This window comes from Tessaracoccus flavus (assembly GCF_001997295.1).
Classification (GTDB): Bacteria; Actinomycetota; Actinomycetes; order Propionibacteriales; family Propionibacteriaceae; genus Arachnia; species Arachnia flava.
This window is the reverse complement of sequence record NZ_CP019605.1, coordinates 2,004,944-2,025,348: the sequence shown is the minus strand read 5'-3', so window position 1 is coordinate 2,025,348 and position 20,405 is coordinate 2,004,944. Positions and strand designations below refer to the sequence as shown.

Sequence of the window (20,405 nt, the reverse complement as noted above, 5' to 3'; positions counted from 1 at the left end):
GGTGAGCGTTGCGCTAGCGCTTCTTGCCCGGGTGGGTGCGGTTGGTGAAGGTCAGCTCGTCAGGGGCGGGCTGCTCCATGGACGAGCGCGCGTGCTGCGTCCCCCGGTCGAGCAGGTAACCGCTCGCGCCCTCACGCTGCTGCACCTTGTGATGCCCGAACTGATCCGACAGGTAGGCGATCTCGCCAGTGTCGGGGTCCGTATCCAGCGGTCCGTTGTCGTCGACCGTGACCTCGGAGTCGTCCGGCGCGATCACCCGGAAGGTCGAGCCGCCCAGGGCGTCACCGTCGGAATCGGTCACCGACCAGCGGATGACGCTCACAGTCGGCTCCATCTCCACGGCGTACAGGCGCGCCTGGCTCACGCCGTCGACCGTGCGGATTCCCACCGCGTAGATGCGGAACGGGTCGGTGTCGTCGACGGCGATGTGCGTGAAGGCGCCGCTGTGCACCCGCTGACGCGAGAGGTCGCCAGCCTCCGTGTCGATGCGGAAGATGCCGCCATTGATGAGGGCGAAGACGCCGACGTCGTTGGCCACGAGGTCGGTGGCGCGGCTGCCGGCCTTAACGCTGCCCAGGAGTTCGCCGGTGGCAGGGTCAACCTCGAACAGCCAGCCGGTGGTCGTCAACCCGTAGAGGCGCGGGCCGTCGGCCGTGTTGTAGGTGGCGAGGCCGGAGATGGCGGCCGCGTCCGGCACCGGGACGATGTCCCAGTTGGTGGTGGCGGTCTCGATGTCCCACGAGATCAGGTCGGCCTCCGTCGTCGTGGGGGCGTGAACTTCACCGAGGATCTCGTGCCCGACGAACGCGGTGCCGTCGATGGCAGCCAGGGAGATCGGCGTCTGGTCGACGACGAGGTCGCGGTGGGTCTCGATGGCACCGGTGGCGGGATCGATGACCGACACGGCACCGCCGACGTTGCCGTACGTCTCACGCGTGCCGACGAGCAGCTTGCCCGTGGTGTGGTTGTAGAGGCTCGTCCGGGGACGCATCTGGTTGTCGCGGATCTGGGCCAGGAACTCGAGGTCGGTCGACTCGGGATCGTAGGTCCACACCTGGCTCGCCGGGTAGATCGAGGCGAAGAGCTGCTGGTCGTCGGCCGTCATGGTCTTCGTCTCGCCGGGCACGGCGAACCGCTCCGAGGAACCACTGGTGCCGTCGTGCTGCTGGATGCCCCAGTGCCCGGCGACGTAGGCGTCGCCCTGGAAGACCGCGAGCGACTGGGCGCCCCGCTCCGGGCTGCGGGGCATGCCGGACTCGAGGCCGCTGATGACGTCGACGGTGCCGTCCGCCATCGAGTACGACCACACGTCTCCGACGCCCGTGACGCCGATCACGGTGCCGTCGGAGACAAAGAGCTTGCGGTGCTCCGCGCCGATGCTGGGCACTCCGAGCTTCGTGAGGCTCCCCGTCGAGATGTCGTAGGAGTAGAGCGCTCCTTCGGGGCGCACCGTGAAGTAGGCGGTGGTGCCATCCATGACGATGGAATCGATCGTGCGTCCGTCGGGGACCGGCACGATGGTCACGTCGGACGTCTCGAGATCGACCACGCCGAAGAGCCCGCTCGGCTCGGTGCCGAAGGTCAGGTACTGGCCCTCGAGCGCGATGTCGTAGACGAAGGACTCGCCCTCCAGTTCGGGGATGTCCATGGTCTGCCACTCGCCGCCATCACGGTCGCGGTAGGCGACTGAGGCTGCCGGGCCCATCCCGGCGAAGACGGTCTCGTCGTTGGCGACGATGCTGCGCACATAGCGCTGACCCTCGACGGGGGTGCCGAGCGGCTCCACCTCGTTCGTGGCCGGATCCAATTCGTAGACCCCGCCGCTCGCCCCGCGGGCCATGCCCGCGATGTAGATCGTGTCGTCGGGGGCCGCGCTCTGGTCCATCACCAGCAACTCGGCGGGCAGCGTCGCCACAGGCTCGGTGGTCAGCGCGCCCTGCTCGATGTCGTAGTGATAGATGTCGGCGGGGGTGTGCATGCCGAAGTAGAGGTCGGCGCCGTCGTTGACGGCCGTGGCCGCCCACCCCTCAATTCCCGAGGGGATCGTGGTGACGTCGGTGACGGTGCGGGTGGTGAGGTCGAGGGTGCTGAGGTTGGCCGGCACAGCCTGGCGCGAGACGAGGAACATCGTGTCGCCGACCAGCTCGGCCCCGTTGACGGCCGTACCGACGGCGGCGGGGCCGAGGTCGATGGCGGTGACGTCGCCGAAGACGGCGTGCGAGGGCAGAGGGATCGAGAGCAGGAGGGCGCCGGCGGCGACGCCCGCGACGGCGGTTCCCCCCCTCCGCCGATCAGCAGCTGAGGGCATGTGTAGCTCCTTTGCTAGAGAAGCCCTCATGCTAAGAGCGCGATGTGCCTATGACAAGGACTTATGAGAAATCACTCGATCAGCGTGCCTGGACACGCGGGGGCTGGACGTCACCCGACCCACCGCTCGCCGATCGGTTCCGCGCTGAGACGGCCGGTGGACACCGCTGCCAAAGTCTGCGCGAACTCGCCCTCCGAGCCGTCCGGGATGGCCAGCCGGATGTGCGCCAGGTCGGTCCAGTCGACCCCGTCGACCGTGACCTCTGCTCCGCCTGGGAGGGTGAGCCCACGGAGTTGTTCCTCGATGAAGCCCGCCTCCGCGTAGCCGACGTCGACGCGGAGCAACCGGTGGAGCTCGACGCGGCGGGTTCCCGCCTTCTCCAGTGCTGCGGCGACGGCTTCGGAGTAGGCCCGGACCAGGCCGCCCGCGCCAAGCTTGACCCCGCCGAAGTATCGGGTGACGACGGCGACGACGTCGCTCACCCCATGCTTCTGCAGCACCTGGAGCATCGGGACGCCAGCCGTGCCGGCGGGCTCGCCGTCGTCGGAGCTCCGGGCAGTGCGCCCGTCCGGCCCCAGGACGAACGCGGAGCAGTGGTGGCGCGCATCGAAGTGGACCGACCGGCGCTCCTCGATCACCTCCCGGGCTTCGGCCTCCGTCGTGACCCGTCGGACCCGGCAGAGGAAGCGGGAGCGCTTGATCTCGATCTCGACGTCGGTGCCCTCCAGCGGGCGGGCGTCGATAGTGAGGTAGCGCGTGTCAGACACCGAGCTCGCGGCGGAGCTTCGCCACGTGGCCGGTTGCCTTGACGTTGTACTGCGCGATGCGGACGGTGCCCGTGCCGTCGTCGTCGACATCGATGACGAAGGTGGACCGCAGCACGCCTTCGATCTCCTTGCCGTAGAGCTTGCGGAGCCCGTAGGCGCCGTAGAGATCGAGCACCTTCTTCTCGGGGTCGGCCAGCAGGGTGAAGTCGATGTCGGAGTTCGCGCTGAACTTCGCGAGCTTTTCGACGGGGTCGGGCGAGCATCCGAGCACCGTGTAGCCGTTCTCGGTGAACGCGTCGATGGCGGAGGAGAAATCGACGGCCTGCGTCGTGCAGCCGGGCGTCATGGCGGCGGGGTAGAAGTACAGGATGACCGACTTGCCGGCGTAGTCCGCCAGCGAGACGTCGTCGCCGTCCTGGTTGGGCAGGGTGAACTCGGGCGCGGTGGACCCTGGGGTGAGGCGTGCGGTCATGCTCACATCTTAGGGTGTGCGGACCATGAGCCTCCGATAGGCTTACAGGGCAGACAGTTGAGGAGACTTCACTATGGCTACCCGTTCAGTCGATGAGATCCGCGTTGACCTCGCCGCTAACCGCGCGAAGTTGGCGGAGGCGACCGCAGAAGCAGTGGAGGCCGTCAAGCCAGCGAACATTGCCCGCGAGAGCGTCGACCAGGTCAAGCAGTTCGCCAAGGGCGAGTTCAACGCGGCCACCTCGCAGCTCAAGGATGAGCAGGGAGGTTGGCGCCGAGACCGCCTCATCGCGATCGGCGGCGCGGTGCTGGGGACAGTGCTGTTCTTCGCCACGCTCAGCGCGATCGCCAAGCGCCGCACGGCGCTAGAACTGAGCATGCAGCACGCCGTCACGTCCTCCTGAGCGACGTTTTGGCACTCGGCGACGAGTGGCTGCGCACGGAGCGTCCGTGCGGTGCCTGAGTTGCGTCGCGGTCTGGATGCCAATTGCGGACAGTCGCCTCTAATCGGCCGGAGTCAACGCCAACCGGCCGGTGACAACGCCAACCGAGAAGTGCGGATGCCAGCAGTGTGCTCGGAACGCCAACGAAGAAGTGCGAGCGCCAACCGTCAGTTGGAATCGCCAACCGATAGGGGCGAACGCCAACCGGTAGGGCACCACGCCGACGAGCCTCATCGACGCCCGCGAGATTTCGCGGGCGTCGACGGGTTTCGCGGGCGAAACCTCCCTCCCGTTGGCGTTCGCCGTCGTCGGTTGGCGTCGTCGTCTCCCCGTTGGCGTCGTCGTCTCCCCGTTGGCGTTACCATCCGACGGTTGGCGTTCGGGCCCTAGACGTTGGCCTTTGGCCCGACGGTTGGCGTTCCGGTCGATGAGTTGGCGAGTCCGCCTCCTGCGTGTTGCTGGCCACTGCGGCAGCGCGCCGCCCTGGCTCCGAGCCAAGGGGGATCGGGTCCATCGTTTGATGTAGGGCACGTTGCGTGCCCGACCGCCAGCGCGGATCTACGGTGAGCACATGACTACTCGAGAGATCACCGCGCCTGAGCAGAGGAAGCTGCGCACCCTCAATCTCGCAGCCGCCGCGCTGCACCTGGCGCAAGCCATCGCCGTGGTGATCCTGGCGACCGACTTCGCGCTGCCGATCACCGCCTCCTACCTCGCCGGCCCTCCCGGCACGCCGCCGGGACCGGCGACCGTACTGGCGGATCTGCCGACCGGACTGGCCGTGGCGGGGTTCCTCTTCCTGTCGTTCCTCGCGCACCTGATCGTCGGCACGGTCTGGTTCCGCAACTACATCGGCGACCTCTCCCAGCTCATCAACCGAGCGCGGTGGGTCGAGTACTCGTTCTCCTCGACGTTGATGATCGTGGTCATCTCGCAACTCGTCGGTATCACCGACGTGGCGGCGCTGATCGCCATCTGCGGGGCCAATGTGTCGATGATTCTCTTCGGCTGGCTGCAGGAGAAGTACGAGACGCCCGGCAGTGGCGGGTGGTTGCCCTTCATCTTCGGGTGCATCGCCGGAGTGGTGCCGTGGCTGGCGATCCTCTACTACACGATCGCTCCTGGATCGGACGCGGAGCCCCCGGGGTTCGTCTACGCGATCGTCGTGTCGCTCTTCCTGTTCTTCAACGTGTTCGGCCTCAACCAGTGGTTGCAGTACCGGGCCAAGGGGCGCTGGGCTGACTACCTGGTGGGGGAGCGCAGTTACATCATCTTGAGCCTGGTCGCGAAGTCGCTCCTTGCCTGGCAGGTCTTCGGAGGCACGCTCGCCGGTTCGTGACCGTCGGCGGGCCGTCCGTCAGGACTCGCCCGGTGCCAGGACGACGTCGTTGCCGGCAAGGGTTGCCCGGAAGCCGTCGTCCTGGACGGCGACGTCCAACAGTTCGAGGTTCTCAGGCAGCCCTTCAATCGGCTGCTTGATGGTGACGAACTCGCGCACGAGAGTACCGAGGGTGCGCGATAGGAAATCTGGTAAGCCCACGTCGATCGCCGTGGGTTCCACGACGAGCAGGCCGCGTTCCACCTCGACGGTGCCGGTAGCCACGACGGTGACGCCGCGCCCGAGTAGCTCCACGGTCCGTACCACCGACGCCTGACCTCCCTCGGCCGGGAGCACGAGGCTGTCGCCGCCGAGCTGCGCCGCGACCTCGCGGAACGGGACGGTGGCCTCCACATCGAGCCGTTGCACGATCAGGCCTTTGGAGCCCGTCCTCGCGCCGTGCCCACGCGCCTCAACGTCCGTCAACGTCGAGTCAGGAAGGACGATGAGCGCGGACTGGAGATCGAGGTCGCCGATCCACACCTCGTCGTCGGCCAGGTCGGACGGCGGATCCGAGTCCAGGGACGGGACAGGCACCGGCGCGACGGGCGTCGGTCCGGTGGTCTCGACTGCCGGCTCGGAGATGGTCCACCACAGGACCGCGAGAGCGATCGCAATCAGGACGAGCATCCCCAGGGCACCGAGGGCCCAGTCAACGGCGCGTGATCGAATCATTTCCCCAGTCTGCCCGCTGATCGAGTTTGCTGTGCGCCCTCGGACGACTCACCTCCTCGGCCTGTTCCCGGGAGTCGCGGGAACGGCCACGCGTTCAGGGGGCACTGATCCTGGACGGTCACGCCGCGCAACGCTCCTTACACGAGGGCCGAGCAAAATGCAGAAAGATCCTCGCTCCCATAGGAGCGAGGACCAGATGCCTGCGCCATTCGTAGGTGTCCCAGACAGTGCGCTGACAGGGGCATTCGCGACCCCTCCGGTTGAGCGAGGTGCACCGTGGGTTGCGGAAACCGTACAGCCGGACGCCGCTGGGGATTGCGTCGCCCGCTCAGGAAGCCTTCGGCGTCTCATGGACGTTAGTGATCCCGTGCCGGTAGATGGCGTCGGAGCCGGTCAGGGTGTCGACCCGCTGGGCGAAGTCGAACCGCTGTTCCTTGGGCAGGAAGGTGGCAAGGTTCATGAAGGCCCAGTGCATGGACTTGGGGTGCACGTTCTTCAGGCGGTTGCTGAAGAGGCGGGGCTTCTTGGCGCTGTCTGATGTGGGGCGCATCCACAGGCGAGCGTGGTGGGCCACTGAGTTGCGCAGGTAGGCCAGCGACTTGACCTGGGTCTCGAAGACCTGAGCACTGATCTCCAGGTCCTTGGCTACGGCCTTCCATACAGGCGACTCGGTGTCCTTGTCGCAGTTAATGACGAACTGGCCGAGCAGACCGAGGCTGAAACTGTCCACTACCGCCCACAGGGGCAGGTCTGCGGCGAGGACGAGGCACGTGCCGTGGCACCCGGCTTCGTACCGGCGAGGCTTGGTCATCGACTTCGAGGTGGCAGCCTCACGGAGGCACTCATCGACGTAGGGCTCGTCATGACGGTAGATGTGCAGCAGGATGCCCTCCACCAGACGGCTCGGGCTCTCGGCGTCGGTGGCCCGGTACTGAGTGGTCTGAAGGTAGGAGTTGGCCGGGGCGAACTTGGCGCAGTAGCGCTCCACAGCCGCCGCGCGCAGACGCCACTCGGCTGTCCGCAATCCCTCGTGCACCAGTGCTGAGACCTTGGCATCCAGGTCGATCACCCGGAACACGTCGTCGGGCGTCTTGCGAGGGACCTGAACCTGCCGCCGTCCCACGAGGGCACGGTAGTTGCGGGCGTAGCCGAGGAAGTAGTGGAAGTTGAGCCGCGAGAGGCGCTCTGCGTGTTCGTCGGTGACGGAGCCGGGCTCGAAGTACCCCCGCTCGTACAGATAGTCCACCCGCTGATCGACGGTGAGGAAGGGCGGAATCTGCACGTGTGGACCTAGAAAAAAGAGGACCCCCGCAGTGTGCATCACCGCTGACGCGATGAGAGGCGGCGGGGGGACTATTGATAGAAACCGTACCCTCCGCGCGGGCAGCGATCAAGTCCAGAGGGGCCGTGTCTCGCTGGGGCTGCCGGACCAGCGGGGCGTCTATCTCCAGCGGCCAGCACAGTAGGACTCAAGGGTAGAAAGCTTGGGAAACAAGGGGACAGGGCCCACGCCAGGCTACCGTCCAGGTGCACGACGAACGGCGCCACGACATCGCAGCATCCATTGGTCTCCGCCGTCTTCGAGGTAGCCGAGCGCGCCACGAATGACCTCACCCACCTCGTCCCCGACCTCGACCGGGACCGCACCGAGTACGCGCTGGCATCGGTGCTGCTGGAAGAGGCGTGGATCAGCAGCCGCTGACGGTCTCAACACCCTAGTGAGGCCAACCTGGCTGTAGACAGCCCCGCCAGAATGGACGCATGAGCATCGACGCGGAATACCCCGGAGACCCACGGCATCCTGAGCACACCGACTGGCTTCTTGAACTCGGGAGGGCTACCTACGCGGCTGCCGGGCTGTCCGGCATCGCCGTCGATCTCTTGCGCGTGCACTCAGGTTTCGAGTCCGAGGACCTCTACAAGGACCCTCTCGGGCGGTTGCTGGACAAGTTGCGCAGGACCCCTCCCGCAGTAGACGGGATCGAGGACTTCATCGCCCTGTCCGAGGAGGCGTTGGTGGTCCGCAACGATGTCCTGCACGCCCTCCCCGTGATGCACGGGTTGCATCGTCGTCGCAGTGACGACCTTGGCTACGTCCGCAACTACTACGACCTGGCCTCACTCTGGGAGGCTACGCAGGTCATTCAGAACGCGCGCCGGAAGGGCAATGAGGTGCTCTACGCCGATGGTGGTGAAGCCGTCAGGCGCTGGGTCGAGAGCGCCTGATCAGTCGGACTCGGGCCGCACCGCGTTGGCGATCTTCACCGCGACCTGCTCCAGCGTGTCCTCCCCGGTGCTCAGTCCTGACCGGGACGCCAGCAGTGGGCTCTCGTCACGGAGTTCCTCGTAGGTGATGCCGTGGACGACCGGGATCACTCGGTCAGTGGCGAGCAGCGCCGACAACTCCTTGTCCGCGATGCCCTCGGCGGCGAGGCTCTTCAGAAGGTTGGGGGTGGCCAGCACGATGCCGATGTGTGACATGCGCAGACCCTTGTCGATCTCTCGCACCAAGGAGGTCCCCAGGGCAACGTCCTTCTCTGAGAACCACACCCTTACCCCGAACCTCTCCAAGAGGTCGTGGAGTTCCTGCGCGGCTTCTTGACGGTCGCCCCAGGCGTGGCACAGGAATACGTCACGACGCTCGGGATGCGCTGCCGCTTGGCGCTCGGCTTCGGTAGCCACGGCCCCCAAGGTGCGTTCCTCCGTGGCGCGGTAGGTGACGCGTGGACGGCTGGCTGACTGCAACTTCCGGTTCGTGTCCCGCACCCACTTGTCGATCTCGCGCTGAGGGGCCTGTTCGTTTCGGCGTTGCTGCGCCTTCGCCTCGCTCTCGGCCTTGCGCTGCGCAGCCTTCAGGTCGCGCTCGAACTGCTGCTCGGCCTTTCGGACCTCGGTCCTGATCTGCTGCTCGGCCTTGCGCTGAGCCGCGCGCATCTGAGACCTGATCTGGGACTGGGACGGCATGCGTGGTGTTGGCACGTGTGGACTCCTAACTGATCGGTCGAGTCCAGCATGGCAATGAGCACTGACAGAACTGACGGGCTGAGTCGACAACGGCGACACGTGCCTCAGACTCGGAGTGCCGCTCCACCGTCCGCGAAGCCGGGGTATGCCCGGTTGTCCCGCTTGGGCTCCGGGAGGCCATCGCGACGACGCTGGGCCTCCTTGCAACGGTCTTCTCGGTCCTCGGCCTCGAAGACCTCAGCGAGCGCCTCCAGTTCGGCCTGAAGGGAGTCCTTGGGGTTGTGCTGGTCATGACGGTTCCTCCTGAGGTGTGCTTGTGCTACTGGGTGCTATCGAGGGTAGCCACACAGGTGTCCGATCCAGGAACGCCAATGATCGCTAGCCTGATGCCATGCCTAGGGAGTCCTACAACGTCCGCATTTTGCGGAGTAAGGCCATCGCCTCCCTGCGGACCGGAGTCGCTGCCTTCAACGGGCTGGACGACGACGCCCGGACCACCACCGTGCTGCTGCACCTTCAACACGCCTTCGAGATGCTGCTGAAGGCAATCTTGGAGGCCAAGAAGGACGCAGGGGTCTTCGACAAGCGCACCCAGAAGTCGATCTCGCTGGAGAGGGCGATCAATCGCTGCCAGCAGATCGGGGCCGTGAAGTTGACCGACGAGGAGGCGGGTGTCATCCGGCACCTCGACGCGATGCGGGACGCTGAGCAGCACTGGCACCTGGTCGTGGATGAGGGCCTGCTGTACCACAACGCCAGAACTGCCGTCACGCTGTTCGATGACCTGCTCCAGCGGGTGTTCTCGGAGAATCTCTCCGACCACATCCCCAAGTGAGTCCTGCCCATCAGCGCGGAGGCACCGCTCGCGCTAGACCTGCTGGTGGATCGGGAGTTCGCCCGTATCGCGGAACTGCTGAAGCCGGGAAGGCGGGCCACGGCGGAGGCGAAGGCCCGCGTCCGTGCGCTGTTGGCGACCGAGGCCATCGCGGACGCAGACGCAGCCGAGGTGCGGGAGGACGACGTGCGGCGCGTCACGCGAGGTATCCGGGAGGGCAAGACACGACAGCAGGTCTTCCCCAAACTCACCGGCTACACCTCCGACATTCAGGGTGATGGCGTGGCCGTGGAGGTCAGGATCGTGAAGTCTGGCGGATTGCCTGTGACCTACACCGATGATCCGGACGCCGACACTGCAGCCATTCGCACGGTCGATCTGGAGAAGAAGTTCCACATGGGGGCTTACGACCTGGCCGACAAGGCTGGCGTGGACAGGACCCGAGCGGTCGCACTCCGCAGGCACCTGGGCCTCGACAATGACGACGATCACTTCTCGCACGTCTTCAAGTTCGGTAGTACGAGGCTCCGCAGGTACTCCAACAATGCGCTGACGGCCATGCGAGAGGCGGTGAAGGCCGTCGACCTAGAGAGAGTCTGGAAGTCGCACCGAACCATCCCATCAAACGCAAGGGCGGTTGCGCCTCCCTGCGATCAACCCGGCTGCGCCGTAAAGGGCCAGTAGCGGGTCTTGTCGATCTCACTCCCAGATCGGCGCGATTAACTCGTCCAGAGACATCCCACGCCCGAGAGAGGGTCCATGTCCGCAGGTCTCCGTGGACCCGCCCGGCGCTGAGCTTGAACAGCGTCTGTCTGGCGAGCCCCGTGGCCTCGACGGGTTCGTCGAAGGTCATCCCTGAGCGCTCGCGCTGCGCCTGGAACGCCTCAGCCAGACGGGAGAGGTCGGGCTCAGGCGGGGCATACACCAATCCACCCCAGCGCCTTCGAGCACGGAAGTCAGTACAAGAACATCTACTATAGGTGCGACCGTGGCACTTTAGCCAGGGGCGACTCCCGCATGGAGACCGTCGTTCGCTGAAGGAGAGCCCCAAGTCTCGCAAGACGCTTCTGATGTCCGTGCTGCTGACGGTCTCGCTGACCGCCCGCCTGCGCCTCCGGAGGAGGGATTCGGCAGGACCCGACCGAACAGCCAGAGCCGAGCGCCGCCGAACAGACTTCGACCGGCCCCTCGCATTCCCTGCCCCTCGCATCCGCCTTCGGGAAGCCGGCCTGGGGAATCCAGATTCCTCCCTCGTGGGAGCACTAACTCCCATCGTGACCGCCCAGCGTGTGATCACTCTGAACGACGCCTCGGTCGTTGCGTATGACGCCCAGGGAGCGGAAGCATGGTCCACAGACTGGAAGCCGCTGGCCGAGGAGGACCGGGCCGTAGGGACGCCTCCCGCGCTTCGTCAGGTTTCACCCCAGGCCGTCGCCGTGATCGACACCGGTAAGGTGGAGGGCGAGGGCTTGCCCACCGGCACCTACGCCGCCCAATTCACTCATCAGCATCAATGACGGAGCGCTGATCGAGGAAGTCACCGCTCCCGGCAGTGAGTCGGATATACCAGAACTCGCTGAGATTGGCTTGGCCTTCGTCTTGCCGGATCGCAGCGCTGTCATCGTGACGCCAGAGGGCGAGATTGTGGAGGCCCCTGCCGCTCACGCAGACGCCCGGCAGGTCGGAGCGGTCTCCGTGGGTCAGCACCCCATCGGGCTCTGGGAGACCGGCTCGGTGAGCACCCTGTCGTCCTTCGGAGCCTCGGGGTGGTGATGCGACGACTTGTTGCCCAACGGGGAGGCTGCCAACGCTCAGGTCTTCGGCAGCGACGCGGACACCCTCTTGCTAGGACGCTGGAACGAGCCGACAGCCGGACGGGGAGAGGCTGGAGCAGTCGTCTTCCAGGTGCCTGATGCTGCCTCAGGGAACGTTTTGGTCAGCCCGGAGTGCGGCCCGGCCACGGAGTCACAGTTCGTGGTCAGCCCCGACCGCCAGTGGAAGGTCGCCGGACCGCTGCGTATCAGTCCCCAGAACGCCGGGGACTGCACAGGTGGCGGGGAGGGTCAGCGGAGCGTGACGTTTACCGCCATGAACGACGAGGATCGAGCCTTTGGGCTTGAAGGACAGGGCGGCTCAGATGCGCTCTTCGTGGACTCCAAGCCGGGCGAAGAGCCGGAGACTTCTGATCTCACTGAGGGCGTTCAACCCCCATCGGCATGGAAGGTGGCCTGGCGGTCCACTGGGATGCCAAGACGGGAGTCATCACCGCCAACCCGATCCAAGACTGATCACACTGCTCACACCTCCAGGGCGAGCCTGTTCCCCGCGTCGGCGCGGAACGTCGCCCGCGAATGGAGAGCCAACTCCTGCGCCCACTCCCATGCCGCACTTCGGTTCCTCATGAGGAACTTGCTGCGGCTGTCCCCCTGCGGCAACTCAGTAAGCAGTCCGCAGCCGATCAGACTCCTCACAGGCCCCTGAACGTTGCTGACCGAAACGCCCAGTTCTCGCGCCAGTTCCGTTTGCGTGGTCAGACCGTCCGCTGAGTCCGCCACGGCGAGCATGACCTCTAGACGGTAGGCCTGACCGAAAGCCGCCCGCGACAGCCCACGCAGAGCCTCCTTCTCCAACATGCGTCCATGATACGCGATTGTCGGTACGAGATTCACGTATCATGGACGCATGAAGCGCAAGTCGGGCATCGAGTGGACCGAGGTCACGTGGAACCCCACGACTGGCTGTGACCGGATTTCGGATGGATGCCTCAACTGCTATGCGCTGACGATGGCGAAGCGGCTGAAGGCCATGGGCTCGGAGCGATACCAGAACGACGGTGATCCGCGAACTTCTGGTCCGGGCTTCGCGCTCACGCTGCATCCCGAGGCGCTCGACCAGCCCTATCGGTGGTCTGGTCATCGCACCGTCTTCGTGAACTCGATGAGCGATCTGTTCCACGCCAAGGTGCCAATCTCCTTCGTGCGAGATGTCTTCCAAGTCATCGCTGACACCCCCCAGCACACTTATCAGGTACTCACGAAGCGCTCGGCACGGCTGCCCAAGATCGCGGACAAGTTGGACTGGCCCTCGAACCTCTGGATGGGTGTCAGTGTGGAGACCTCCGACTTCCTCTACCGAGTTGACCACCTGCGCGAGGTTCCAGCCGCCGTCCGTTTCCTGTCGTGCGAGCCTCTCTTGGGCTCACTTGCTGGGATCGACCTCAGTGGCATGGGGTGGGTCATTACCGGAGGTGAGTCCGGCCCTCGCGCGAGGCCGCTGAACCCGGAATGGGTTCGTGAGATCAGGGACGCCTGCGTGGAGGCGCAGGTGCCGTTCTTCCACAAGCAGTGGGGTGGTCGAACGCCCAAGGAGCAGGGGCGGACGCTGGACGGGGTGGTCTGGGACGAGATGCCTCGGCGGGCCGTGGGCTAGGCGCGCTCCATGGCCGAACGATGCATCTTCTTGGAAGTGTCACGCGGACGTAGGTAACCGTCCTCGGCGAGTTGGTCCCATGCCTTACGGATGTGGCGCTCGCCCGCCAGACCCAACGTGTGTCCGAGAATCAGGCTGACATCACGGGCAACATCGAGGCGGTGCGCGCCGAGGTTACGGATGTTGTCGCAGATGTTCTGGACCCATTGGGCATCCAGTTCCTGCTCCTGCCGCGCGCCCTCCTTGGCTGCGTTCTCCATCTCGAAGTCGTCCCCGAAGAGTGACTCCTGCCGTTGCCTGCCCAGGAACTCCTCCAACTCCTGCTTGCGATAGGTCTCCCGCCACTTCCGGGTGGCCCGGCATGCGGCGTCAGCAAACTTGTAACCGCCCACTGGGTGCCGGAAGAAGAGAGTGAGCAGGAAGAGTGGCTCGTGATGGGGGCGGCGACGAACGGGGATAGACATGGAGTCGTACCCGGTGTCCTGCCTGATCTGGTCGCGGTAGACCGCGATCACGTGCTCAGCCGCTTGCGCTGCGGACCCGTGCTCGTGCCGCATGTCGTGGAATGTCTGACGCCACGCGGTGCCACCGAAGAAGCGGTCAACACGCTCGACGCCCCGCTCTTGACCTTTGCACGGGACCACCCGACCTGCCGACAACTCCAGGTTTCCCCCGATCCGCCAGACTGCCTCCAGGTTGATGTTCAGCAGCACCTCCGAGGGCGGTAGATCACGGGTGCGTGACAGAAGGAGCCTGGTCATGGTTTCACGCCGCATAGCGACTCCGAACGGATCAAGGAACGTAACCACTGGGTTGGTCCCGACCGCTGACCAGGCCGATGGCATCTGCTCTTCGACCGTCCCGTTGAGGATGCTCGCTGACAGTCCTCGGTCTCTGAACGGGGTGACATTCTTGTCCAGCGCTTCAACGGCGCTCGTATCGGACTCGATGAAGATGCTCTTGATCACCTGCCTGCTCTTGAACTCTTCAGCCATCTTCAGAACGATCAGGGGCGAGCCGTCTGGGTGAGCGCCCTCTGGGTCCGGCTCCTCGTAAGCACCGGCACCTGCGTACCCGTCGATGACCCACACTGGTCGTGTGCGATCCTGCGAGCCCACCACGCTGGCGAAAACCTTGGTGTACTCGCGCAACAGGGCATGCTTTAGTACGGCAGCCGGTTGCTTCTGCTGGAAGAACGAATCGTGGCTGGTCATGGACATCCCTCGGCAGTCGCTCGATGCGCCGGAACTGTAGAGCCCCATAGGCGCCCATTCCGCATGGCGCTACTCCGGCTTCGTGCTCGTCAGCAGGGCGTTCCAAGAACCTCCTGCATGCTTGATGTTGGTCTCGGTCGCGAACACGTATCGCCAGGTCCCGAAGTCGCCGTCATCTCGCACGGCCCGAGCCCAGTTCTCGGCTTCCTTCTTCTTGCGGAGCACGGAGTCATCCTTGGCGTGGTCGTCAGCCTTGCCCTCGATCAGCCAATGCACGCCATCGACATCAAGCGCAATGAAGTCAGGGAAGTATCGACCATCCGGGGTGGGGATGAACGCCTGACCACCGACGTATACGCGGACCCACCATTTGATGTTGGGGTCGCGATCCATGAGGAGCGCCAACTCCCACTCGGTCGTCCCCGCGTCGAAGGTGGCGACCGGCATGACGTTCTTCTCCCAGCCGACGTACTGAAGCCCCTTCTTGAACTTCACCACGTTGTGGGCCTTCACCGCGTCTGCTGCCACGGTGACAGGCTCCAGTGGAAGTTCGATCTTGACGAACTCGAACTTCTCCTGCCGGGGTCGGGTCGTGATCTTGTCGCGGATCATGGTCCTCATGCCCTCGACGGCCTGCTGGCGACGCTTGGTGCCCCACTCAGCGGTCTCTTCGTCGTTCGTGACCCCAGCGCCCTTCAGGAACGCCCTCACGAGTCGCTTGGCGGCGTTCTTGGATGACCTCTCAGCAGGAACCTCCGGCTGCTGCGTGATCGCCTCGGTCAGTTCGGCCTGCACCACGTCCAGACCAGCCAGGGTCTGCTGAGCCTCCGAAGTGCCTTGCGGGGTGCTGATGATCTCCACCTGGTCACCCTTCCGCTTGGCCTCCAGTGCGTCGCGGAAGATGAAGGTGGGCACCTCCTTGACGAAGGCCGCGCCCGCCTTCTCGGCATCGCCATCAGGGATGTCCGAGAGGGAGAAGGGGAAGTGCACCAAGCGCGGCTCGCGCCGGGGGAAGATGATCTGCGGGGCACCCTTCACCCGGTACTGCGGCTCGGGCACCTTGGTCTCGACGCGCTGCTCGGTCTCCTCGAAGATCAGGGCGGGGTTCGGCTGGTAGTCCTCGACCTGAGCCGATTCGTCCTCCTCCCAGTCAAACAGCGCCCACTGGCCAGGAGCCGGGGTGAGGCTGCTGCTGCCACCTGTGCCGCCGACCTGATCCTGCTGGGACGAGCCAGCGACCGACTCCACAGGGACGGGTTGGTTGGGGTCGACCTCTGTAGTGGTCGCAAACCCCTGGTCATCCACCTCAACCGCCGTGGACGGCAGTTGGATGCGCTGCCGAAGCACGTCCTTCTGGGCGAGCAACTGCTGGTACGAGTCGTGGGCCACCAGGTCCACCTGATCCACGTCAGCAAGTCCCGTGCGAGCACCGAACGGCAACCGCAACCCGCGACCCAGAATCTGCTCGGTGAGCGTCTGGGAGGCCAGCCTGCGCAGCGCCACGATGACAGTGATGTTCTTCACGTCCCAGCCCTCGCGGAGCATGTTCACGCTGACGATGGCCCGGATCGGTGAATCGGGGTCCTCGACCTTGGCGAGGGCCTCCAACGCAACATCGGAGGACTGCGAGGTGATCTCCAGGACCTGGGAGCCGTCACCGATCATCCCGGGCTGGGCGAGCAACTGGCCGACCTCGGTGGCGTGCTCGATGGTCTGGCACACGACGAAGAGGACCGGCTTCAAGCCAGGTGCATTGGGGGAGGTCTGCCGGTAGACCTCGTAGGACTTCTCCTTGTGGCCGAGCAACTGGCAGGCATCCCGCAACTGGGTGCGTTCGTCCTTCGTGCCGTCCTTCCGGTACACGATCACGGGCACCTTGACGTGCCCGTCCGCGATGGCCTCACCGAGCGTGTACTGGAACACGACCTTGGCGTAGTCGTTCTTGTCCGGCGTGGCGGTCAGACCGATCAACGCGACCGGGTTCAGATCACGAATCGCCGCAGAGAACGCCTTGGCCTTCTCACGGTAGACGTGGTGCTCGTCCGCGATCACGAACAGGTCGTCAGCGTTTTCCAAGTGCGAGTAGAGGGCATCCCCGAGGTTCTCGTCCTCGGAGCGCACCTTCCGGCTCACCTTGTCGGTGGGCCGGATCAACTGCTGCACGTTGAAGACGAACACCTTCAGCCGCTGCGGGTTGCGCAGCACGGAGCCGACGTTGGCCGCCTGGAAGTTGTCCGGCGTGACGATGAACGGGGCGATGTCAGCCCCGGCCACATACTTGGCCGACGCCGCATCGAAGTTCGCCAGGGTCTTGCGCTGGATCGTGGAACCCGGGGTGACCACCAGTACGTGCCGGACACCCTGCTGAGCCAGGTACTCGATCAGCGACGACATCAGGAAGGTTTTACCGACGCCCGTGGCGAGGTCGGCCACCATCTCCTGAAAGCCGGTGCCGCCGTCAGCGATCCGCTGAACGATGGTCGCCAGCGCGTTCTTGTTCGGGTCGCGCAGATCAAAGCGCGCGGCGATCTCCTCGATGAGGGCCTCGTCGTGGGTGATGTCCACGGGCATGTCAGTTCACCGTCCCCTTCGGGAACACGTCCTCCGGAGCCTTCTTGATCCGCGACCCCGGCGACAGCCGCTGGAGCAGGTCGCCCGCCTCCGGCAAGACACCCTTGGCCACAATCACGGCCTTCTCCTTCTCGCCCAGGTGCTCCACCACCGTGCGGACGATGGTCTCGTCGGCCACGCCGTCGATCACGGCGAGCCGCTGCCGCTTCCGCACACCACAGAACACAGGGTCATCAGGCGTCAGGGTGAACTTCAACTGACCGGCGATGGCCTTCGACCACGCCCCGTTCGTCGCCTCAGGAGACAGGAAGACCGTGCCGTCCTCGTCATCCACCTCATACATCGAGGGGCCCATCTTGGCGACAGTGAAGCCGCCGTCCTGGCACACCGATTGCCTGGCTGAGACAAGCTTCAACCGTTCCCTGAGTTCCTGCACCAATGCTGCGCCCTCCTCAAGACTCAGGGACTTGAGACCCACCTGTTGAACCGCCTTGATGGCTCGAAGCAGGGCCTTTGCATCGTCTGGCTTCACGCGCCCGTCGATGTCTGCGTCAGCGAATCCCTCGGCTTCCCCCACGCTGATGCCGATAGCGTCGGTCCCTTGTTGAACCTTGCGCAAGCGTGGCACCGTGAAGGCGTCCGCAACCTCTTGGCTAAGTTCGACCGTCAACCAGCGTCGTCCCAACTTGTGCGCGACCGCTGCACTGGTGCCGGAACCCGCAAAGCAATCAAGAACCAAGTCATCTGCGTTCGTGGCAATGCGAATCACACGTTCCAGCAGACGTTCCGGCTTCGGGGTGTCGAAGACTTGATCTTCGCCGAACAGCGCAATGATCTCCTTCTTGGCGTCGTCATTGTTGCCCACTTCCTCATGAGGCCACCATGTCCAGGGGACTAGGCCCTCATCGTCCCTCAGGTATCGGATGGTGTTCGGCTTGCCTGACCCATCGAGCCCGAAGTAGACCTCACCTCGATCACGCATCGCCTGCATTACTGGGGCAGTAACGCTCCATGCCCTCCCATTCGCTGGCCGGACAATCTTTCCGCTCGGAGTGACCACATCGTAGAACTGGGACGCGGTGGCATGGCCTCCCTGCACGTCCATGGGCACGGGCCTCCAAGGACCGTTGGGGTCATTGTTGGGATTCCTGTACTGGGCCGCACTGATGCGTGGAATCCTGTTGCGTAGAGCTTTCCATCGCTGAGGACCCGCTGGCGCGTACACCAGGATGTAGTCATGTACAGTGCCGATGGCTGGACGATTGTCGCGCGAGTATTTCTTTTGCCAAACGATCGTGGCGATGAAGTTCTCGGTTCCAAACTCTTCGTCCATGAGAACACGCATCCGGTGGACTTCGGAGTCATCGAGGTGGACCCAGATCGAAGCGTCGGGATGCAGTAGCGGCTTGAAGTCTCTGATCCGATCACGCATCATCGTCAACCAGATCGAGTGTTCCAACTGGTCGGCGTAGTGGTCGAAAGCCTGCTCGGTGTTGAACGGCGGGTCGATGTAGACCAACTTCACCTGACCGGCGTACTTGTTGTGATACTCCGGGATCGTCCCCAGAGACCTGAGCGCGTCCCCGGAGTCCCCGATGATGAGCAGGTTCTCGTTCGCCCCAGTCGGACCGTCGACCTCACCGACCTTCTCCAGCACCTCGATGGACTTGACCTCCAAGGCCCTGGGGTCGTTCGGGTCCACGAAGGAGTAGTCGTATTTGCCGTCCTCCACTGGGATCAGGGCGGAGTCTTTGCCCATCCACGTGAGTTCGAGCCTTCCCTTGGGGCTGCGCTTCATCTACCCTGCCTTGCTTCCGTCATGCCTCTGGAGGCGTCCTTCTGATCGTAGGTGGAGAAATCGAGGGAACCGGCCAGGCTGGGCCGACCAGGCCCATACCCGGGGCTTCACACGGCACCTGATTCCAGCCATGCTTCTACCTGGGGCAGCAGTGCCTCTGCCTCCCCCTGGCGCACGGCCAGCGTCTTTACGAAGCGCTGCTTGGACACCAGCACGGTCCAGTCGATGCGTTCCCAGCCCTTCTGGTCAGCCTTGACCCTCATCTGCCTGACGAAGCGCTCGGGGCTGATCCGGGCCAGTAAGAGCGCTTCCGCCTGCGACGGGTGAAGAGGCTGCTCGTAGTTGTCCGAGCCACCCGGCTCGACGGGTTTGCCTCGTGGTGGCGGACGGGCTCCCGAAAGGGGCGTGGCGGGGAGGGGGAACCTGTTGGCACTGTCACAGTGCTTGTTGTGGTCCTGGATGGGTTGCTGACGGTTCACAGGCTCAGCGCCTGGCAAAGGCAGGTCGCTCCCGTCTCGTCGGCGCGCAGCCCCTTGTGCAGCATCTGGCGCGAGGTCATGGGTGACCGCAACCACTGAGTCTCTTCCACTACCACTACTACTGGCACTACTACTACGTCGCGAACGTTCGCGATCAGTTCGGACGAGGTTCTCCGCACGTTGGCCCGAACGCCACTGCCCTTCCTGCTCGCTCTGACGTTGCGCATCCGGTTGCGGGCCGCTTCGCGTTCCGCCAGGCGCTGGTCCCGGCTCATTTGCCCGTCCTCGAACCCCGAGAGGTGGTAGCCCTCGATCTGAACGCCGCGTTCCTCGCGGACTGCGCGATCCAGGTAGCCAAGGCGAAGCAACTCGTCAAGAGTCACGGGTTCGTCCATCAGTGAGCGCATGAGTCGCTCGGAGACCCCGCCGTCAGTCAGGTCATAAGCACAGTGCGTCGTCATGAGAACACGGAGCCTGAAGGCTCCAGCGCTCATCACGTCGGTGAACACCTCGTCCTCCAACCACGCGAAGGGCAGGCGTGCGCAGCCCCGACTACGCCGTGCTCACGACACACCTTCCCAGTAGAGGGTTACCTGGTCCCAGCCAGGTGTTGGCATGAAGTCGCTCCTTTCATGGAACCTTGAAGCGCCCCCGGCCTCCGCCAAGAGATGGGGGCGTTTCGCTTCTCAGGACTCGGGGCCGTCCGAACTGGCCCGTTCTTCTCGACCCACTGGGCCACGCCATCAGCGACGAACATGCCCAACTGGTAGGCGAGCGAGCGGTTCTCGTAATGCGCGATCTTGCGAACCTGGTCGAAGACCTCGGGCAGCATGGCTGCGGTGCGCCGCTCTCGCCCGTCTCGATACTCCTTGACCGCCATGAAACCTCCAATAGAAGATTGTCGAACACCTGGACCGTAGGCGCAGCTTGACGCTGGGACCTGCACCTGTCCGTGGACGTGCCCGACCTGGGCGGTGACGCTCGCCCGGGCCTGCTCCGGGGAGCCTCCCTGGTCCCTGCGGGAACGTACAAGGCCGAGGGCGGCCTGTCGTTGATCGACGCCATGATCGCCG

20 protein-coding genes are annotated in these 20,405 nt (G+C 64.8%); 8 read left to right on the top strand and 12 right to left on the bottom strand.

The window, feature by feature from the left end:
* Positions 1–13 precede the first annotated feature (13 nt).
* The 3 genes from RPIT_RS09330 to RPIT_RS09320 all read right to left on the bottom strand — a co-directional run bounded on the left by RPIT_RS09330 (position 14) and on the right by RPIT_RS09320 (position 3,547).
* Entirely contained in the window at positions 14–2,308 is a 2,295-nt protein-coding gene (locus RPIT_RS09330; protein ID WP_077342583.1) for a hypothetical protein, read from the bottom strand.
* Positions 2,309–2,418: 110 nt separating this feature from the next.
* On the bottom strand, positions 2,419–3,075 hold the full coding sequence (locus RPIT_RS09325; RefSeq protein ID WP_226996247.1) for an IMPACT family protein: 657 nt from the start codon (positions 3,073–3,075) through the stop codon (positions 2,419–2,421).
* Entirely contained in the window at positions 3,068–3,547 is a 480-nt protein-coding gene (locus RPIT_RS09320; RefSeq protein ID WP_077342579.1) for a peroxiredoxin, read from the bottom strand. The genes RPIT_RS09325 and RPIT_RS09320 overlap by 8 nt, the downstream gene beginning before the upstream one ends.
* A 73-nt stretch (positions 3,548–3,620) precedes the next feature.
* Here RPIT_RS09320 and RPIT_RS09315 point away from each other — a divergent pair, with 73 nt between their 5' ends.
* The gene (locus tag RPIT_RS09315) at positions 3,621–3,950 is read left to right on the top strand and encodes a DUF3618 domain-containing protein (RefSeq protein ID WP_077342577.1); all 330 of its coding nucleotides are present in this window, start codon (positions 3,621–3,623) and stop codon (positions 3,948–3,950) included.
* Positions 3,951–4,560: 610 nt separating this feature from the next.
* Positions 4,561–5,328 carry a heliorhodopsin HeR gene (gene heR, locus RPIT_RS09310; RefSeq protein WP_077342575.1) on the top strand — a complete coding sequence of 256 codons (768 nt, stop codon included), beginning with the start codon at positions 4,561–4,563 and terminating at the stop codon, positions 5,326–5,328.
* Between the two features lie 18 nt (positions 5,329–5,346).
* Here the strand turns inward: heR and RPIT_RS09305 are convergent, their stop codons facing one another.
* Together RPIT_RS09305 and RPIT_RS09300 are read right to left on the bottom strand one after the other, a co-directional pair.
* Positions 5,347–6,042: an LmeA family phospholipid-binding protein gene (locus RPIT_RS09305; RefSeq protein ID WP_218121553.1), complete on the bottom strand. Its 696-nt coding sequence runs from the start codon at positions 6,040–6,042 to the stop codon at positions 5,347–5,349.
* Positions 6,043–6,370: 328 nt separating this feature from the next.
* A complete protein-coding gene (locus tag RPIT_RS09300) occupies positions 6,371–7,324 on the bottom strand; it encodes an Abi family protein (RefSeq protein ID WP_162274530.1) in 954 nt (317 codons plus the stop codon).
* A gap of 282 nt (positions 7,325–7,606) precedes the next feature.
* Between RPIT_RS09300 and RPIT_RS15370 the strand changes: the two genes are divergently transcribed.
* Together RPIT_RS15370 and RPIT_RS09295 are read left to right on the top strand one after the other, a co-directional pair.
* The gene (locus RPIT_RS15370; RefSeq protein WP_169835151.1) at positions 7,607–7,744 is read left to right on the top strand and encodes a hypothetical protein; all 138 of its coding nucleotides are present in this window, start codon (positions 7,607–7,609) and stop codon (positions 7,742–7,744) included.
* A gap of 59 nt (positions 7,745–7,803) precedes the next feature.
* A complete protein-coding gene (locus RPIT_RS09295; protein WP_077342571.1) occupies positions 7,804–8,268 on the top strand; it encodes a hypothetical protein in 465 nt (154 codons plus the stop codon).
* On the opposite strand, the gene RPIT_RS09290 is transcribed toward RPIT_RS09295, so the two are convergent.
* Positions 8,269–9,021, bottom strand: coding sequence for a toll/interleukin-1 receptor domain-containing protein (locus RPIT_RS09290; protein ID WP_218121554.1), 753 nt, complete (start codon positions 9,019–9,021; stop codon positions 8,269–8,271).
* 376 nt (positions 9,022–9,397) lie between these two features.
* Between RPIT_RS09290 and RPIT_RS15740 the strand changes: the two genes are divergently transcribed.
* From RPIT_RS15740 to RPIT_RS09280, 3 genes are all read left to right on the top strand, one after another.
* Positions 9,398–9,841 (top strand): DUF3644 domain-containing protein, encoded by a 444-nt coding sequence (locus RPIT_RS15740; protein WP_218121555.1) that lies wholly within the window; start codon positions 9,398–9,400, stop codon positions 9,839–9,841.
* Between the two features lie 45 nt (positions 9,842–9,886).
* Positions 9,887–10,525, top strand: coding sequence for a hypothetical protein (locus RPIT_RS15735; protein ID WP_218121556.1), 639 nt, complete (start codon positions 9,887–9,889; stop codon positions 10,523–10,525).
* 590 nt (positions 10,526–11,115) lie between these two features.
* Positions 11,116–11,358, top strand: a complete 243-nt coding sequence (locus RPIT_RS09280; protein ID WP_077342569.1) for a hypothetical protein — start codon at positions 11,116–11,118, stop codon at positions 11,356–11,358.
* Between the two features lie 780 nt (positions 11,359–12,138).
* Here the strand turns inward: RPIT_RS09280 and RPIT_RS09270 are convergent.
* Positions 12,139–12,474: a MarR family transcriptional regulator gene (locus RPIT_RS09270; RefSeq protein ID WP_077342565.1), complete on the bottom strand. Its 336-nt coding sequence runs from the start codon at positions 12,472–12,474 to the stop codon at positions 12,139–12,141.
* A 49-nt stretch (positions 12,475–12,523) separates the two neighbouring features.
* On the opposite strand from RPIT_RS09270, the gene RPIT_RS09265 reads away from it, so the two are divergent.
* Complete coding sequence (locus tag RPIT_RS09265; protein ID WP_077342563.1) at positions 12,524–13,270, top strand: DUF5131 family protein; 747 nt, start codon at positions 12,524–12,526, stop codon at positions 13,268–13,270.
* On the opposite strand, the gene tcmP is transcribed toward RPIT_RS09265, so the two are convergent.
* The 5 genes from tcmP to RPIT_RS09240 form a co-directional block, all read right to left on the bottom strand.
* Positions 13,267–14,484 (bottom strand): three-Cys-motif partner protein TcmP, encoded by a 1,218-nt coding sequence (gene tcmP / locus RPIT_RS09260; RefSeq protein ID WP_093664791.1) that lies wholly within the window; start codon positions 14,482–14,484, stop codon positions 13,267–13,269. The genes RPIT_RS09265 and tcmP overlap by 4 nt on opposite strands.
* A gap of 69 nt (positions 14,485–14,553) precedes the next feature.
* Positions 14,554–17,055, bottom strand: a complete 2,502-nt coding sequence (locus RPIT_RS09255; protein ID WP_077342559.1) for a DEAD/DEAH box helicase — start codon at positions 17,053–17,055, stop codon at positions 14,554–14,556.
* 1 nt (position 17,056) lies between these two features.
* A complete protein-coding gene (locus RPIT_RS09250) occupies positions 17,057–18,853 on the bottom strand; it encodes a site-specific DNA-methyltransferase (protein ID WP_077342557.1) in 1,797 nt (598 codons plus the stop codon).
* A 107-nt stretch (positions 18,854–18,960) separates the two neighbouring features.
* Entirely contained in the window at positions 18,961–19,332 is a 372-nt protein-coding gene (locus RPIT_RS09245) for a hypothetical protein (RefSeq protein WP_077342555.1), read from the bottom strand.
* Positions 19,329–19,841: a hypothetical protein gene (locus tag RPIT_RS09240; protein ID WP_077342553.1), complete on the bottom strand. Its 513-nt coding sequence runs from the start codon at positions 19,839–19,841 to the stop codon at positions 19,329–19,331. The genes RPIT_RS09245 and RPIT_RS09240 overlap by 4 nt, the downstream gene beginning before the upstream one ends.
* Positions 19,842–20,405 lie beyond the last annotated feature (564 nt).

Bases quoted from the DNA above. Each gene is read 5' to 3' on its own strand.
- RPIT_RS09330 (WP_077342583.1), bottom strand. From the start codon at position 2,308: ATGCCCTCAGCTGCTGATCGGCGGAGGGGGGGAACCGCCGTCGCGGGC.
- RPIT_RS09320 (WP_077342579.1), bottom strand. From the start codon at position 3,547: ATGACCGCACGCCTCACCCCAGGGTCCACCGCGCCCGAGTTCACCCTG.
- RPIT_RS09315 (WP_077342577.1), top strand. From the start codon at position 3,621: ATGGCTACCCGTTCAGTCGATGAGATCCGCGTTGACCTCGCCGCTAAC.
- heR (WP_077342575.1), top strand. From the start codon at position 4,561: ATGACTACTCGAGAGATCACCGCGCCTGAGCAGAGGAAGCTGCGCACC.
- RPIT_RS09305 (WP_218121553.1), bottom strand. From the start codon at position 6,042: ATGATTCGATCACGCGCCGTTGACTGGGCCCTCGGTGCCCTGGGGATG.
- RPIT_RS09295 (WP_077342571.1), top strand. From the start codon at position 7,804: ATGAGCATCGACGCGGAATACCCCGGAGACCCACGGCATCCTGAGCAC.
- RPIT_RS15740 (WP_218121555.1), top strand. From the start codon at position 9,398: ATGCCTAGGGAGTCCTACAACGTCCGCATTTTGCGGAGTAAGGCCATC.
- RPIT_RS09270 (WP_077342565.1), bottom strand. From the start codon at position 12,474: ATGTTGGAGAAGGAGGCTCTGCGTGGGCTGTCGCGGGCGGCTTTCGGT.
- RPIT_RS09265 (WP_077342563.1), top strand. From the start codon at position 12,524: ATGAAGCGCAAGTCGGGCATCGAGTGGACCGAGGTCACGTGGAACCCC.
- tcmP (WP_093664791.1), bottom strand. From the start codon at position 14,484: ATGACCAGCCACGATTCGTTCTTCCAGCAGAAGCAACCGGCTGCCGTA.
- RPIT_RS09255 (WP_077342559.1), bottom strand. From the start codon at position 17,055: ATGCCCGTGGACATCACCCACGACGAGGCCCTCATCGAGGAGATCGCC.
- RPIT_RS09250 (WP_077342557.1), bottom strand. From the start codon at position 18,853: ATGAAGCGCAGCCCCAAGGGAAGGCTCGAACTCACGTGGATGGGCAAA.